This window comes from Leptospira ellinghausenii, assembly GCF_003114815.1.
Lineage (GTDB): Bacteria > Spirochaetota > Leptospiria > Leptospirales > Leptospiraceae > Leptospira_A > Leptospira_A ellinghausenii.
Genome location: NZ_BFAZ01000006.1, coordinates 300,816 through 315,485, shown reverse-complemented (window position 1 = coordinate 315,485; position 14,670 = coordinate 300,816). Strand labels below are relative to the sequence as shown.

At 35.7% G+C, this 14,670-nt stretch carries 13 protein-coding genes; 8 read left to right on the top strand and 5 right to left on the bottom strand.

Annotated elements, in window-relative coordinates; genetic code table 11:
- Nucleotides 1-4: 4 nt before the first annotated feature.
- Genes DI076_RS06820 through DI076_RS06810 form a run of 3 tightly spaced genes read left to right on the top strand, consistent with a single transcriptional unit; the run spans nt 5 to nt 3,768 of the window.
- Nucleotides 5-1,186, top strand: coding sequence for a class I SAM-dependent rRNA methyltransferase (locus DI076_RS06820; protein ID WP_108959198.1), 1,182 nt, complete (start codon nt 5-7; stop codon nt 1,184-1,186).
- 25 nt (nt 1,187-1,211) lie between these two features.
- Nucleotides 1,212-2,636, top strand: a complete 1,425-nt coding sequence (locus tag DI076_RS06815) for an MBOAT family O-acyltransferase (protein WP_108959197.1) — start codon at nt 1,212-1,214, stop codon at nt 2,634-2,636.
- A 1-nt stretch (nt 2,637) separates the two neighbouring features.
- Nucleotides 2,638-3,768, top strand: coding sequence for a DUF1574 domain-containing protein (locus DI076_RS06810; RefSeq protein WP_108959196.1), 1,131 nt, complete (start codon nt 2,638-2,640; stop codon nt 3,766-3,768).
- Here the strand turns inward: DI076_RS06810 and DI076_RS06805 are convergent.
- Nucleotides 3,765-4,364 (bottom strand): DnaJ domain-containing protein, encoded by a 600-nt coding sequence (locus tag DI076_RS06805; RefSeq protein WP_108959195.1) that lies wholly within the window; start codon nt 4,362-4,364, stop codon nt 3,765-3,767. The two genes, DI076_RS06810 and DI076_RS06805, sit on opposite strands and share 4 nt — an antisense overlap.
- Nucleotides 4,365-4,426: 62 nt before the next feature.
- On the opposite strand from DI076_RS06805, the gene miaB reads away from it, so the two are divergent.
- From miaB to DI076_RS06790, 3 genes are all read left to right on the top strand, one after another.
- Nucleotides 4,427-5,803, top strand: coding sequence for a tRNA (N6-isopentenyl adenosine(37)-C2)-methylthiotransferase MiaB (gene miaB / locus DI076_RS06800; protein WP_108959194.1), 1,377 nt, complete (start codon nt 4,427-4,429; stop codon nt 5,801-5,803).
- Nucleotides 5,796-7,388: an LptF/LptG family permease gene (locus tag DI076_RS06795; protein ID WP_108959193.1), complete on the top strand. Its 1,593-nt coding sequence runs from the start codon at nt 5,796-5,798 to the stop codon at nt 7,386-7,388. Before miaB ends, DI076_RS06795 begins: the two co-directional genes overlap by 8 nt.
- Nucleotides 7,389-7,458: 70 nt before the next feature.
- On the top strand, nt 7,459-8,289 hold the full coding sequence (locus tag DI076_RS06790) for a hypothetical protein (RefSeq protein WP_108959192.1): 831 nt from the start codon (nt 7,459-7,461) through the stop codon (nt 8,287-8,289).
- A gap of 1 nt (nt 8,290) precedes the next feature.
- On the opposite strand, the gene DI076_RS06785 is transcribed toward DI076_RS06790, so the two are convergent.
- Entirely contained in the window at nt 8,291-9,091 is an 801-nt protein-coding gene (locus DI076_RS06785) for an FcpA-related putative periplasmic flagellar protein (protein WP_108959191.1), read from the bottom strand.
- Nucleotides 9,092-9,162: 71 nt separating this feature from the next.
- Here DI076_RS06785 and DI076_RS06780 point away from each other — a divergent pair, with 71 nt between their 5' ends.
- On the top strand, nt 9,163-9,597 hold the full coding sequence (locus DI076_RS06780; protein WP_100726883.1) for a methylglyoxal synthase: 435 nt from the start codon (nt 9,163-9,165) through the stop codon (nt 9,595-9,597).
- Here the strand turns inward: DI076_RS06780 and DI076_RS06775 are convergent.
- Nucleotides 9,559-10,044: an SRPBCC family protein gene (locus DI076_RS06775; protein ID WP_108959190.1), complete on the bottom strand. Its 486-nt coding sequence runs from the start codon at nt 10,042-10,044 to the stop codon at nt 9,559-9,561. The two genes, DI076_RS06780 and DI076_RS06775, sit on opposite strands and share 39 nt — an antisense overlap.
- 60 nt (nt 10,045-10,104) lie before the next feature.
- On the opposite strand from DI076_RS06775, the gene DI076_RS06770 reads away from it, so the two are divergent.
- Nucleotides 10,105-10,647 carry a hypothetical protein gene (locus DI076_RS06770; protein ID WP_245918308.1) on the top strand — a complete coding sequence of 181 codons (543 nt, stop codon included), beginning with the start codon at nt 10,105-10,107 and terminating at the stop codon, nt 10,645-10,647.
- On the opposite strand, the gene DI076_RS06765 is transcribed toward DI076_RS06770, so the two are convergent.
- Together DI076_RS06765 and DI076_RS06760 are read right to left on the bottom strand one after the other, a co-directional pair.
- A complete protein-coding gene (locus DI076_RS06765) occupies nt 10,613-12,625 on the bottom strand; it encodes a tetratricopeptide repeat protein (RefSeq protein ID WP_108959188.1) in 2,013 nt (670 codons plus the stop codon). The two genes, DI076_RS06770 and DI076_RS06765, sit on opposite strands and share 35 nt — an antisense overlap.
- Nucleotides 12,606-14,639: a 6-bladed beta-propeller gene (locus DI076_RS06760; RefSeq protein WP_108959187.1), complete on the bottom strand. Its 2,034-nt coding sequence runs from the start codon at nt 14,637-14,639 to the stop codon at nt 12,606-12,608. Before DI076_RS06760 ends, DI076_RS06765 begins: the two co-directional genes overlap by 20 nt.
- Nucleotides 14,640-14,670 lie beyond the last annotated feature (31 nt).

Here is a 14,670-nt window from a genome sequence, read left to right as displayed (position 1 = left end):
AAGAATGGTCATTCGCTTAAAGAAGAATAAAGAAAAAGCTATATTAAATTTTCATCCTTGGGTATTTTCAGGCGCCATTGATTTTGTCGAGAAACATTGTAACGCAGGTGATATCGTTGAAGTGCAATCTTCGAATGGATCTTTTTTGGGTTGGGGATTTTTTGATCCGAGTAGTCAAATTCGGATTCGACTGTTCTCTTTTGAGAAAGAAAAAGATGGAAAGTCGGACTCTTATTGGATATCCAAATGGCAACAAATCTTAAATCTGAAACAATCGTTATTACCTAAAGATACAAATGGATTTCGTTTGTTTCACTCTGAAGGTGACAGTGTTCCCGGGATCATCGTGGATATTTATAATGATACTGCCGTTCTCCAATTAAAAATTCCAGGTGTCATCCGATTAAAGCCACTATTAGTACAATTCTTAGAATCAGTTGGTTACCAAACGATCATTGAAAAACATGAGAAACAAGATTCGAAAAAAGGGGAAGAAGTTACCCTCGAAAAAGGTGTTTTATCCGAATGTATATTTTTAGAGAATGGAATCCGTTTTATTTCAGATATTGAAAAAGGTCAAAAAACTGGATTTTTTTTAGACCAAAGAGAGAATCGGGCACTCTTAGGGAAATATGCAAAAAATCGAACCATACTCAATACCTTTGCTTATTCAGGTGCTTTTTCCGTATATGCATTGTTAAATGGTGCAAAGTCCGTTCATAGTCTTGATATTTCAAAACAAGCATTAGAAATTTGTGAAAAAAATTTGAAACTGAATGGGATCAGTTCTTCTATTGAAAACGGGACACATAAGAGTATTGAACATGATTGTTTTGATTATCTAAAACAAATGGACCCTGGGTTATATGATTGTATCATTCTTGATCCACCTGCATTCACGAAAAACATTTCTACAGTGATGCAAGCAAGTAGAGGATACAAAGACATAAATATGAGGGCAATGTCCAAAATCCAAGATGGTGGGCTTATTTTTACCTTTTCTTGTTCACAACACATTTCCTTTGACTTATTCAAAAAAATTGTTTTTGGAGCAGCCAAGGATGCAAAAAAGAGAGTTAGAATTTTACACCATTTAACCCAAAGTCCTGACCATGGATATTCTGTTTTCCACCCAGAAGGCGAATACCTAAAAGGACTTGTGATTCAGGTTGATGGAGAAATATAAATGAAAATATTGGTGATATCTTAGAATGAAATTTACATCGCTTAGTTTCCTTTTGTTTTTTATTGTCGTGTATGCTCTACACTGGTCTATTCGAGGTAAGTTTAGACTTGTATTTCTATTCTTAGCTTCTTTTGTTTTTTACGCAGCTTGGTCGATTCCATTTGCATTTCATTTTCTAACTTTAGTTTTGATCAATCATTTGTTGAACAAACAAATTCTTAAAAACAAAAAAAGTTATTGGTATCCCATATCCTTATTCATCAATTTTGGAAACCTATTCCTATTTAAGTATTTCTATTTTTTGTGGTCTCTTCTCTTCCAAATCACAGGCAGTTTATTGTTTTCCAATGATTCTGTCCAGGTTTTCTTAAATTCCCAATTCGGATTTGATTCCATCACTTTGCCGCTTGCTATAAGTTTTTATACCTTTCAAATGGTTGCGTATACAATAGATGTCAAACGAGGGAACGCAAATGAGAATCCAAGTTTTTTACAATTTGGTTTGTTTATCTTCTTTTTCCCTCAATTGGTTGCAGGACCTATCGTAAGGCATGGGGAATTTTTTTACCAATTAGAAGTTTGGAATGCGAAAAAAGAACAATTATTTGAAGGTTATTATTTAGTTTTTCTTGGATTACTTAAAAAGGTAGTGATTGCTGATAATTTATCTCCCATCATCGAACCTATTTTTCAAAACCCAGATGCATATGATGGTGTGTCAAATGCACTAGCAATGTTTGGTTATGCGGCACGTGTTTTTTGTGATTTTAGCGGGTATACGGACCTTGCTCGTGGTTTAGGAAAATTATTAGGAATCAATTTACCTGAAAATTTCCATGCTCCTTATTTGTCAGCATCCGTTCGTGAACTATGGACACGTTGGCATATGACACTTGCTACATGGATTAAGGATTATATTTATTTTCCACTCGGTGGTTCTCGGGTATCAGAATGGAGAGGTTATTTTAACCTTATCCTTACGTTTACATTGGCTGGATTTTGGCATGGTGCCAATTTTACATTTATCATTTGGGGATTTTTACATGGACTCATGCTTAGCATTGAACGGAAGGTAGAAATCGTAACCAACAAACCAAAAAAGGAATCAGTGGTACTTTGGAAAAAAGGTATAGGCATTGCCTATACCTTTCTCTTTTTTGTATTAACAATTCCTTTTTTTAATGCACCCACAGTCAAAAATGCAGTTTCAATGTTGTTTCGATCCTTTGTGTATGCACCAGGGGAAAGGATAGGCCAGTTAGAAAAAATACTTTATTCCTTGTTGTTAACATTTTTACTTAACTACTTACAAACAAAACCTAGTTTTCCAAGAGATTCATGGACAACAAAGGTTAGTCTTTTGTTTTTATTTTTGTTCTCTTTTGTTGTGACAGTTTTATTGGGTTATTTAGCACCTGGAGGTACGGAGTTTATATACTTCCAATTTTAATATGAAAAATAAATTTCCAATTGTTTTGTATCCACTTCTTCTTGCCTTAGCATTATTTTTATTTGATAAACTATTTTTTCTTCCCGTGATTGTTGAAAACACTTATAGTTGGAAAAAAATTGAACGTAAGTTTTATGAATTAAAAGAAGATCTATTTGAAGTGATGCTTGAGGAATCAAGAAAAAGTCCAGGGAAACAAATCGGTCTAATTTTAGGAAGTTCTCGTTCCGGTGAATTTGATTCGGAAATGGTGGAAGAATTTTTTCCTAATACCAATTCTTTTAATTTTGCAGCTCCTTTTGGTCCACCAAGTTTCCAAGCATACTGGTTGGAACGAGTGCTTGCAGCTAACTTACCAATTCGTTATGTTTTGATAGAAGTGGATCCACTTTTATTTTCTAAATCCGCTATCGATTATTCTTTAAATGGGTCATATGATAATCTTTATGTATTGGAACATTTGGATTTTTTTAGAATCAAAACGAGTGATCCATGGTCCACTCACACAAATGGATTTTCACTTGATGAAGCAGAAGTTTATTTTCTAAAAAAATTATTTGCTTTGTATAAATACCCTTTAGATCCCACAGCGATTAAGGCCAATAATAAGGAAATAGAAATTGGTTTTTTCCCTGGTATGTCTTCCGGAATCACAGGAAAAGAACATAAAAGGGGATACATTGATAAAATCAAAATGGTAAACCGTGTCAAATTTGGAGCTTTACCCAATGAGATTAAATTTGCGAATATGGATTTATTTTTGGAACGAGATGCGGAAGCAATGTACAACCAGTACTTACGAGGTTCTTCTTTAGCTCCGACTCAAATTTTCTTTTTTAAGAAGATGTTACATTTATTAGAAGGCAAAGGAATTCCTGTCATTGTTTATTTTCCCGCTGTTTCAGAACCTCTCCGACGAAGGATGAAAACAGATGGGTTACTTGATCGATTTAATGCGGAAGTTAGAAAGGAGGTGGAATTAGTATCACATTCACCAAATTCTAAATTCATTGTCATCGATCCAAATGAAGATCCAAATTGGAAATGTAAAGATTTTGTCGATTCACTCCACTTGAGTGGTGCTTGTTTTCCAAATTTACTACCTATTTTATTTCCGAAATCAATTCGCTAAAGGCGAGACTCTTTCCTTTTTTTTAATTGTTTCGGAAGGTAAAAAAATCGGAAGAGTAGATATCCAATACCACTGAAACCCAAAAATAGGAAGGAAAGGAGATTAAAGAAAAAGTCATTTTCTTTGGACGGTTCCCCGTCATTTTGGTGGAGTAACGATTGGAACAAAACAATTCCTGAATACAATAACAAGTTGATCACAAGGTAGATGGTAGTCTTTTTTAATACCCATAGAGTATCTCCCATCTCTCCTTTGAATTTTGTAAACTCTCCAAGAATTTCTTGGTAGGTTTTTTTATGACCCAATCGGTAAATATCGTATGCCTCTTCCATATCTGGGTCTTTGGCTTTTCCATCGAGTAATACAAATTCAAAGTCTAATTCCGAATCATAAATCTCTCTTTTGTTAGGATCACTTAAAGTCAAATATGCCCTTGTTAGTTCCAAGATTTTTTCCTTGGCTTCTGGACTCCCTGCCTTTTCAAATTGTTCCCAAAAGAGTAATTCCCGTAGGTAAACTGCTTCGATGCCATTCGTAGGAAAATCTCTAGAAATTCCTAAAATTTCATAAAAAGTCTCCCGTTTTGTGTTCGGCATATACCCCTTCCTAACCATTCTTCTTTGCTTTACAAGGAATTTTCTTAGGAAAACATATCATTATGAACCCTACCTTGACAGAAAGCTTAGACAGTATTCAATCCATCCAACTGGGAAAGGTCTATGTGGAAACTTACGGCTGCCAAATGAACGAATACGATTCAGGCATAGTAAAGGAACTATTCCGTAAGGAGAATTACGAAACCACAAATTCAGTGGAAGATAGTGATATCATATTTTTGAATACTTGTGCTGTTCGAGAGAATGCACATGCTAAGATTTATGGACGACTCCAATCCCTAGGGTACCTCAAAAAAAAGAATCCAAATTTGGTCATCGGTGTTTTGGGTTGTATGGCACAAAACTTAGGTGAAGACTTATTCAACCAAGAATTACCCCTTGATTTGATTGTGGGACCAGATAATTACAGGACATTACCAGAACTCATTCAAAACATTCGGAAGGGTGAAAAAGATGTTCAACTCACACGGTTGTCAAGGACAGAAACGTATGATGAATTAGAACCAAAAGTTGTCAATGGAATCCAAGCATTTGTTACCATCATGCGTGGTTGTAATAATTTTTGTACCTTCTGTGTCGTTCCTTATACAAGAGGAAGAGAAAGGAGCCGTGAACCACAATCCATCATCCATGAGATCAAACAGTTGGAAACGATGGGAGTCAAACAAGTCACACTTCTGGGACAAAATGTGAATAGTTATTCCTATGAGAATTTTGATTTTTGTGCACTTGTAGAAGAAATTCTCAAACAAACTAGCATTGAGCGAGTTCGTTTTACAAGCCCTCATCCAAAAGATTTCCCTGATCATCTCATTTCACTTATGGCAAGAGAGGAAAGATTTTCTTCTCAAATCCATATGCCACTCCAAGCAGGGAGTTCTAAAGTACTCCGAGATATGAAACGTAGTTATACGAAGGAAGAATATTTAGATTTGGTTCAAAAAATCCAGGCAGTGATTCCTGATATCGGAATTACGTCTGACATCATCGTTGGATTTCCAGGTGAAACAGACGAAGAATTCCAAGAAACTTTAGAAGTTGTAAAACAAGTAAAATTTGACATGTCTTATATGTTTAAGTATTCTGAACGAGAGGGGACAATCGCAAAACGTAAGTTTATTGACGATGTTCCTGAAGAAGTTAAGAGTAAAAGACTAATCGAACTTGTTGAGCTCCAAACAAAAATTTCATTGGAGAAAAATCTAACAAAAATTGGAAAAGAATTTTCCATTTTGGTGGAGAATACTTCAAAAAAATCAAAACAAGAGTTATGTGGTCGGTCACACTGTGGTCGAATGGTAGTTTTTCCAATTCCAGAAGGAATGTCTCAAGACTTATCAGATTGGATTGGAAAAACAGTAACAGTACTCATTGAGCAAGCAACAAGTGCTACTCTCAAAGGGAAATTGATTGTCTAAACCTGTTGATTTAAGAACCGTTAGGGTTTATTCCAAAGATGATTTACCACCAGATTTTATGGTGGATACAGATAGGTTAGGAAAGTGGAAACGATTCAAACCATCCATTTTAAGGATTTATATTCTCAAAGAGATCTTAAGTCCATTTTTAGTTGCTCTTTCCTTTTTCACAATGATCTATATGGCTGTCGCCATCCAAAAGATGATTGGACTTTTTGTTGGAAAGGGTGTCGATTTTTTCCGTTTATTGGATTATATGGGTTATGTTTTTGGGAACACACTTCCCATGACAATCCCCATGGCTTGTTTGATGTCTGGAATCATGGCCGCAGGTCGATTGTCTGGCGATTCCGAAATCACTGCGATGCGTGCATCAGGGGTTTCGTTTCCCTATATCTACAGTAATTTTTTGGTTTTTGGCTTTCTTATGACACTTCTTGTAGGGTATCTAAATTTTTATTTAGGACCAGAGAACACTCGTAAGATGAAGGATTTTGATAATTGGATTGCATCTTATAATCCTTTACTTGCGATCCAACCCGGTCAATTTTCAGGAGATAAAACACAGGATTTTTTTTCTGAAAAAGGTCGCACCATGTATTCTGGTGGTGTGGATGAAGATGGTAACTTAAGCAATGTCCAAATACGCGAATGGGCAATTTCGGCTAGTGGAACTGATTTTATCATGGTGAACAATTTGGCTGTCCCGATGGGTGGATCAAAAATGTTACAAATCATCAACGCTAAGGAAGGGTTACTTGTTGAAAAGAAGAACTCAGTGGGTGAATACGAGAAGTCGGTTCGACTGCGGAAAGGATATGTGATTGAATGGGATCCCGAAACGAATGCGATTGGTGTCACCAATTTCATGAATGGGGAAATGGATTACAATACACCAGCTAAAAAAGATACAAAAACCTTAAGTATCAATGTAAAACCAGATACCTTCTCCTTACCAATGTTAATCGAGATCAGAAATGCCATTGAATCAGAAGGATTGGAAAATATTCCTGGATTGGAAATTTTAAAAGAATATGGTTTGTCCATCAAAGGTGTTGGTGGACTCAAACAAATGGTGGAACAATTCAAATATGAGCTCATCATTGGTGCCAATTCCGGGAACCAAGAAGATATGGCTCAAAAATTTGCCTTATTTACACAGTTGTCAGAACTTCTGAATGAATCCAAAAAAACTCTCACTGGGTTTAATGTGGAAATCCACAAACGGTTTGCAACACCACTATCCTGTCAGATTTTTTTCTTCTTATCATTTCCCCTAGGTCTTGTTGTCAAACGTTCTGGAAAGGGGATGAGTTTTACTCTTGCGGTTGTCTTTTTACTCATATACTATACGTTTTTTATATTTGGTTCTGGGATTTCCTACAAAGAGAACGTTCCCGATTGGGTGGGGCCTTGGTCTGCGAATATCGTGATTGCCACCCTTTCGATTTATATCATGATCTCGAGGACTGATGCAAAATTACCAGAGTCAATTCGCAACAAGTTAGGTTTTTATTTTCGTTGGAAAGACAAGTGGGACGAAACATGGGAAATGTTAAAAAATCGCTTCGCAAGGAAGAAATGATAGAAAATTTGCTAGAAAATTCCCCTGTCTACGGTCCCATAGAGTGTAGTTGTCATTTAGGAGATCGGGTTTGAAAACTTCTTATATTTGGAATCTTTCCCAGGGCCGTCCGTTTCCCGTAGAGCTTTGGAAACATTCAAAAATCAAGATCCAAGTGAACCAAATTGGTTTGTCTGAATTGGATCAAATCTCAATCACACCAAACGATATTCACATCCTTTTCATCCAAGTGACGCTAAAAGAATGGAATGAGATCCTACCAAAAATCAAATCCACCTTTGAAGTCAGTCCTTTTGTTTCTTTGATCTTAGTTTCTTCCGAAGATGGTGTAAACCAAATCCAAGAGATAGTACAAACCCAACCCAAATACCTGGTATTAGAAAACCCTCTGCATGTTCGGGAACTGCGGATGATTTTGGACAGAACCATCCAATCAGAATCCTACAAAGCAGCTGCTTTAGATATTGGGAATTCCTGTTTAGAGAATGTAGGTTTTTTTGAAGGTGTATTTTCTTTAGCACACCAAGAATACGAAGAATCAAAAAAAGAAAATGAAGCTTTGCGTTCGATCTTGAAGTATGAAGAACTTGTCAAACGTTCACAAGCAGGTATTAATTCTGCTTTAGAACGTGTGAATGATATGAAAAACCAAGAGCTCATTGAGTTACACCAAAGAGTCAAAGCAATCCAACAATTGGATGAACTTCGGGAAAAAGAACTCAAACAAGCCCTTGAACTACAAAAGGCGACAGAAGAAGTATTAAATTATTCACGAATTGAAGAAATGAATTTGGATAAAATTTTACGAGCACAAGATCGTTTATTTGAATATACCGAACAAGAAATCAAAGAATTGGTGGAAGAAAATAGGGCTCTTAAGAAAAAACTTGGGATGGTCTAATTCAGAAATCCTTTCCGACTTTTTCCTCAATCGCCGCGTATTCTTTTGATTCGCGGCCATAGTGCAATTCTGCAAATCGTAATAGATGTTTTTTCTTTAATTCTTTAAATTCATAATAGAGTTCCTGGTTTTTCGAACGAAATGCTGTTTGTTCCATTTTCTCATAGGAAAGAGCAAGCAGCCTATGAGGTTCTGCCTCCATTTCATTTTTGGATGAGATTTCAATATAACGAGTTGTAAAGTCGATTACTTGTAGGTAATTTTTAAAAGACTCTTGGTGTTTGATGTATTCTCTGTAAATACCAGACTTTAAATCTATATACGAATCACTTTCCTTCACCTTTGGATTCTCTATTTTATCCAACAAATTCATAGCTTTAACAAGACGAAGTGTCGTTTGAGTCCTTAGTTCATAGAGTTGTTTTTGGAATTCTTTTTCTTTGTTTTCTTTTCTTGTAACTTTCTGCCATTCGTAACGATCTTCGTAAAATACTTCTTTTTTAAAATCCTCTCTCCGTTTATCGATTCCTTTTTTACCAGATTCAAAACCTTCCAAGGCAAGTGAGTATTCTTTGCTCGCATCCGACCATCTTTTTTGAGAGTTTTTTTCATCGACAAATTCGAGAACTGGTATGGTTCCGATGGATTGGGTCGAATCACCCCAGGGCGAACCTGATTCTGGTCGCGAAGGGAGAATGGATTCAACCCTAGTTTCCCCTTTCTTATTTGGATCAGTAGCCCCCAGTGGAATTTGGAAGGAAAGCAAGAGGAGTACCCAAAAAAATCGGCGATGGTTTACCATTTCAGGGAAACTTTCCTTGAATCCAGGATATTGGCAAGAACTATCACTTTATGGTACTAATTCAGAGAAAAATGGAAACAACGAAAAAGATCGTTCTCATCGCACATGACAATCGAAAAGAAGATTTACTTGATTGGGTGAAATTCAACCGAGGAACATTGAGTAAACACCATCTTTCCGCAACAGGCACAACGGGAAAATTGATCCACGAACAAATTGGTTTGCCTGTTTTTCGTTTCATTTCAGGTCCACTCGGTGGAGACCAACAAATTGGTGCGAAAATCGTAGAAGATTCAATTGATTTTATGGTGTTTTTCTGGGATCCACTTTCTGCGCAACCACATGATCCAGATGTGAAAGCTCTATTGCGTATTGCTGTATTATATAATATTCCAATGGCATGCAATCGGTCTAGCGCGGATTTTTTGATCTCTTCTCCACTGATGGAAAAGGAATACAACCGACAACTAATTGACTACGGTTCGAGAATACCCGCTAAAAATTAGGTTGGGTTTGACTGAAAAATATTCAGCTGTTAGCTTATGGCGTTTTTTAAACATCAAATACAACATCGGGAATAGAATGAATTTGGAAATGGGCCATACGTAAAAATTAATTTCAATCTCATCGGATAATATAGATTCGTTCTCATTCACTTTGATAAACCGATGCGTGTGTAAAAACTTAAGAAATGGTCCTTTTTCTTGGTTGTCCTGGAAAAGGGAATTTTTCTCGTATTTAGTATGTTTTGCGATCCATTCCGTGTATAGAAAAGGAAGGATTGGGACTTTTAGAATGGCTGTTTCTCCGACGTTTAATGAACTAGGTTTTTGGATGACTCTGATCCCTTGATTTGCTTTCATTAATGTTTCAAAACCAATTGGATCTTCATGGAATTGGAATAACCTTTCGATTGGCACTTGGAATTTTGATTGGAAAATAAATGTATCCATACTCATTAGAAGGTAATCAATTCAATTATGACTTTGTTTTTTAAGAAAAAGAAACCATCAATGCCCAAATTACATTCAGAGGTAATCGAAAGGATAAGGGAAGAGTCTGTAAGGCAAAAAAAGGAGCAGGTATTATTTGTTCAATTAGTTCAGAACCAAAGCGGAGTCGGTGTAGTCCAAGTGAGTTTTTCAGATCGTTTACCAGCGGATACGGATTGGATTCGGTTTGCAAATGAAGATTCGAAAAAAAGATTACAACATGGTGAGTTTTCAATGGAAAATGGAAACATATATTACCACCCCAATGTAGAGTTAAATTGGCAAAACACACCAAAGGAAACAATCCATAGGATCGAATCCAATTATCAATTCTCCAATGGGAAAGTCTATTTGGATCAAAGGGATTACGACCAACTAGTGCCTATTTTAAAACGTTGTTTTCTTTCAGAACAGGTGGATTCTGTTTTTATGGAAGGAAACATTTGCCAATTGGAAATCAATTCCTTCGATGAAACCAAAGAAGAACGGATTTCTGATGTATTACTAACCTTCTTTTCTTCTTTTTATCCTAGTCCGTTTTTAGGACCACATCATCCCCAGTAGCTAATTCTTTTTCCCATCCACGTTGTTTTGGTTTGATGTTTGAGATCGATTTACCTAAGGAAATGATTTCTCCTTCAAAAAGAGTTTTTCCTTTTCTTTGGAAAAGTGGTTTTGAATCCATTTTTAATCCATCGTCTTTTCCAAGAGATACGATGACTTCGTCTTTTTTTACCTTTAGAATTTTCCCTTCGATAGGTAGGGTAGATTTAATCCTTTCTGCAATTCGATGAACTATGGTTGGTAAACTATCGCGTCCTCTTTGGTTTGTTCTCCAATTGACGATATCTTTTAGTTGATTCCGATCATAAACTGAAATATCAAATTTTATATCTCCATTTTCAATTTGGTATTTTCCATGAACCACATAACGAATCTTAGTGGCATTTCGCCTTTTGGAATCCAAGTGATGTAAATTATCGATGGAAAAAGGTATTGTTTGAGAAAAAGGATGATAACTGGATTCTTTTAACAAATTTCGAATGGATTTAAATTCACTTCCTTCAATCACTCTTACTGATAACATATTTTTTAACTGGTATCTTAAAACTTCCGCAAAGAGGCGACCAGCTTGGAGGTGGTAAGGAAAGGGACTCACCGATTCTAAATCAAAAACGTACACCTCTGGACTAAACCGAACCGATAAATCGGAGACAGAATTTGGATCAATTTGAAGGTATCCTTCTTTAAATTCGATTGAATCCTTAAGATTTTTGATCACAAATTCCAATTTGTTTTGTAATTTGAAAGAATTGGGATCTTCTTCTCTCAGACGTAATAATAGATTTGTATATTTAACGGAATCACCTGATAAATTATAAAAATCTAATAGTTCTTTTCGGATTACAGGTGTTTGGGCGCTTAAGTCCCTTGCTCTAAATAAATGGAATAAACTACTCTTATGGTATAAGGAATGTTTTTCGGCATAATAACGATCCCGTCGGTAGTCTCCCAACTCTCTTCTTAGTTTGGATTCTTCTTTCTCTGACGAAATTACATATTCTTCTGCTTCAAAACGTAAAATTTCATCTAAATCATCGATTGCTAATGCTCTTCTGTAATGGTATGATGCAAATTTGTTTTCCCCTAATTCCCAGGCAAGATTCGCTTCAATGCTATGATAGAGTTGGTTTTCTGGGAACTCACGTGCAAGTTCATAAATTCGTTTGAATGCTTTTGTTTTTAAATCTTTGTCATTATTTACATTAGCTAAAATCAAATCATGGTAAACAAAATAGAATCTGGCTTCTTCGTTTTTCTCATCCAAATTCAATGCATTTTCCAGTGTTTCTTTCACATTCGGCAAAATGGCAACTAACGCTCTAGGTTGAAAGTAATTCTCATACAAAAGAACTTTTGCTTTAAAGGAAAATCCCGATGGATCATTTGGCTCTTTTTTTGTATAAGAATCAATGGTATCTAATGCATTCTCATATTGTTTTTTAGAAAAATACAACTCAGATAACATTCTTAGTAAATCAGAAGGTTCTCCTAATTTATCAGAAAGTGATTTGATTTTGTAAAGAGCTGAATCAGTTTTGCCTTGTTTTAAAAGAGTTTTTGCTTCCGTGATCCTTAGTCCCGTGTGATTCGGAAATTCAGTGAGTAGAGGTTGGATTAAATCATTTACCAATTTATATTCACCATCTAATAAATAAATTTCAGATAAACCAGTGACTGCTGGTATGTATTTGGAATCTCTTTGTAAAATATCTAAGTAAAACTTTTTACTCTCTTTATAAGATCCCAATAAAAAACTACAATCAGCGATTCCTAACTTTGCATCGATGGAATTTCTGTTTTTTTGTAATGCAGATTGGTAGAGTGGAATGGCTTTTCTGCAATTATTGTTTGATTGGAATATTTTAGCTTCTGCAATGTCTTCCAATGCACTAGGTTCTGCAAAAACAAATTGTGTGAAAAGAAATAGAATCCCAAATACGGTGTGTTTCTTGGTTTGTTTAACGAGGTTCTGGAACAAAATAACCTCCTTCGTCCCTTCCTTTTACGCCTCTATGATCAACACCAATACCAATTTTAATATATCGATTGATGAGTTCAGGATTTGTATCCGTTTTATAGGAAAGAATATACCGGTAGTCTAAATGAGATCTGAATAGTTTGTATAAATCTCGTTCTTCTCCTTCACCATCTAAAAAGATATATTTTCCATTACTTGGCCCAGTTAAATCGGACCAAGACTCTTCATACGATGGATTGGAATTTGTTGTTAATACATAAATAGGAATGGAATGTGCCTTGGCGTAAGATACAATTCTGGATTTTTGGTATTGCAAAAAACTTTCTTCTTTTGCTTCTTTAGAAACTAAGTAGACGAGGATTTTTGGTCCCGTCTCCATTGATAGTTTTTTTAACGCAGCAATACTTGCTTTGCCAAAATTGAATTTTTCTTCTGCTTGGCTGTCCCGAATTTTTGCCAGAATGTCTCTGAGTGAAACTGTATCAGGTAAAATTAACTGGCTATCTTTTCCGGCTCGGTAAAGTGTTATATGGTCAGTATCATGTAAAGATCGAAAGAGTGGGAATAGACCATCTTCTAAATTTGTTTTCGCTTTTTTTAAACTTTCACTATTTTCATAAACAATCGCAATGTTTAATTTTTCATTAATTTTGTTTTTGTTAGCCAATGAGAAAAGTGGAGTCATATTGTCGTTTTCGAATATCCGAAAACTCAATCGATCAATTCCAACCAACTCTTTCCCACCTCTATTTTTAACTCGAGTGTAAATATGAATGTTGGGAAAATCGAAAGTATCGATTGATTCGATTTTTAAGTCAAGATTTGATAGTAAATTATTTTTTTGGGAAAAAATATCAACGCGATGTTTTCCAAAATCAACGAAATACAAACTTCCTGTAGAATCCATGTTCGTTGCAAATGGTCGGTATAAAACCCGATAAACACCATTTTTGTCTCTGAATTTTGGGAGTTGTCTCCAATCTCCATTTAACATCGAATAGGTCCAAATCCCTGTAAGTTCATCAGTTAGGAAAATTTGGTTATCTAAAATTCGAATATTACGAGGTTTTTTCCATTCTGATTTGGAAATGGTTTCAATGGTATTGCCATCACCATCAAACACAAACACCTTTAGCTTATCTTTATCGACCACATAGATTTTCTGATTCTCAATGGTGATCCCAGAAGGATTCACAAGTTTGGAATTGCCAATCCCAAGGATTTCTAATACAAATTGTCCACTCGCATTAAATTTTTGAATACGACCGTTTCCAGAATCTGCAACATATAAATTTCCTAAAGGATCAAAACAAATGGAAGAAGGCCCTCTGAATTGGCCCGGATTTTTTCCAGGTCCACCAATAGTTGCCAAATAACTTCCATTTAAATCAAAAATTAATACTTCATCCCTTGCAAAATCGGCGATATAGATTTTTTGGTTTTGGTAAACTAATGAAACTGGTCTTTCCAGTTTTCTTGTGATTCCACCTCTCCAGTTGGAGATCGGAGTACCTTGCGCATTAAACTTAATTACATTCGATGTATCGAAACCAGCTACATAAAAGTTTCCATCTTCATCAAATGTGATATCAACTGGATTCCGAAATCGATACCCACGAATGGAATCACCTTCAATGGTTTTAAAGAAGATTTTTTCTTTTTCGGTCACACCACCTGCAATTGCTAGTCGGAGTGTTTCAATTTTATTTGTGATGAGTAGGTCATTTTTTGCTTTGGTGGCTAAAATTTCTAATTCATCTAAGGCTTCTTCCCATTCACCTAACAAATAGTAATTATTTGCAAGTTCTAAACGAGCAAGATGGAAATCCTTTTTTAAATTTACCGCTTTTTGGAAACGTTCTTTCGCAGCGGAATATTCCCTTAAATTTTTATAGGTAAGGCCACGTTTGAATTCTTCCTTGGCATTCTCTTCCCCTAAGGAAAAATTGGGAAAGTCAAGAGGAAAGATTTGAGTGCAAACCAAAAGAAAGATGATGGATACAAACTTTCGCAAAAAACTTCCCCTCTGTCCCCATTATAATGGG

What these genes read in the sequence shown, in the direction of transcription:
- DI076_RS06805 (WP_108959195.1), bottom strand. Translation starts at nt 4,364, where the DNA reads ATGCCGAACACAAAACGGGAGACTTTTTATGAAATTTTAGGAATTTCT.
- DI076_RS06820 (WP_108959198.1), top strand. Translation starts at nt 5, where the DNA reads ATGGTCATTCGCTTAAAGAAGAATAAAGAAAAAGCTATATTAAATTTT.
- DI076_RS06775 (WP_108959190.1), bottom strand. Translation starts at nt 10,044, where the DNA reads ATGGATACATTTATTTTCCAATCAAAATTCCAAGTGCCAATCGAAAGG.
- miaB (WP_108959194.1), top strand. Translation starts at nt 4,427, where the DNA reads ATGAACCCTACCTTGACAGAAAGCTTAGACAGTATTCAATCCATCCAA.
- DI076_RS06810 (WP_108959196.1), top strand. Translation starts at nt 2,638, where the DNA reads ATGAAAAATAAATTTCCAATTGTTTTGTATCCACTTCTTCTTGCCTTA.
- DI076_RS06770 (WP_245918308.1), top strand. Translation starts at nt 10,105, where the DNA reads ATGCCCAAATTACATTCAGAGGTAATCGAAAGGATAAGGGAAGAGTCT.
- DI076_RS06785 (WP_108959191.1), bottom strand. Translation starts at nt 9,091, where the DNA reads ATGGTAAACCATCGCCGATTTTTTTGGGTACTCCTCTTGCTTTCCTTC.
- DI076_RS06780 (WP_100726883.1), top strand. Translation starts at nt 9,163, where the DNA reads ATGGAAACAACGAAAAAGATCGTTCTCATCGCACATGACAATCGAAAA.
- DI076_RS06815 (WP_108959197.1), top strand. Translation starts at nt 1,212, where the DNA reads ATGAAATTTACATCGCTTAGTTTCCTTTTGTTTTTTATTGTCGTGTAT.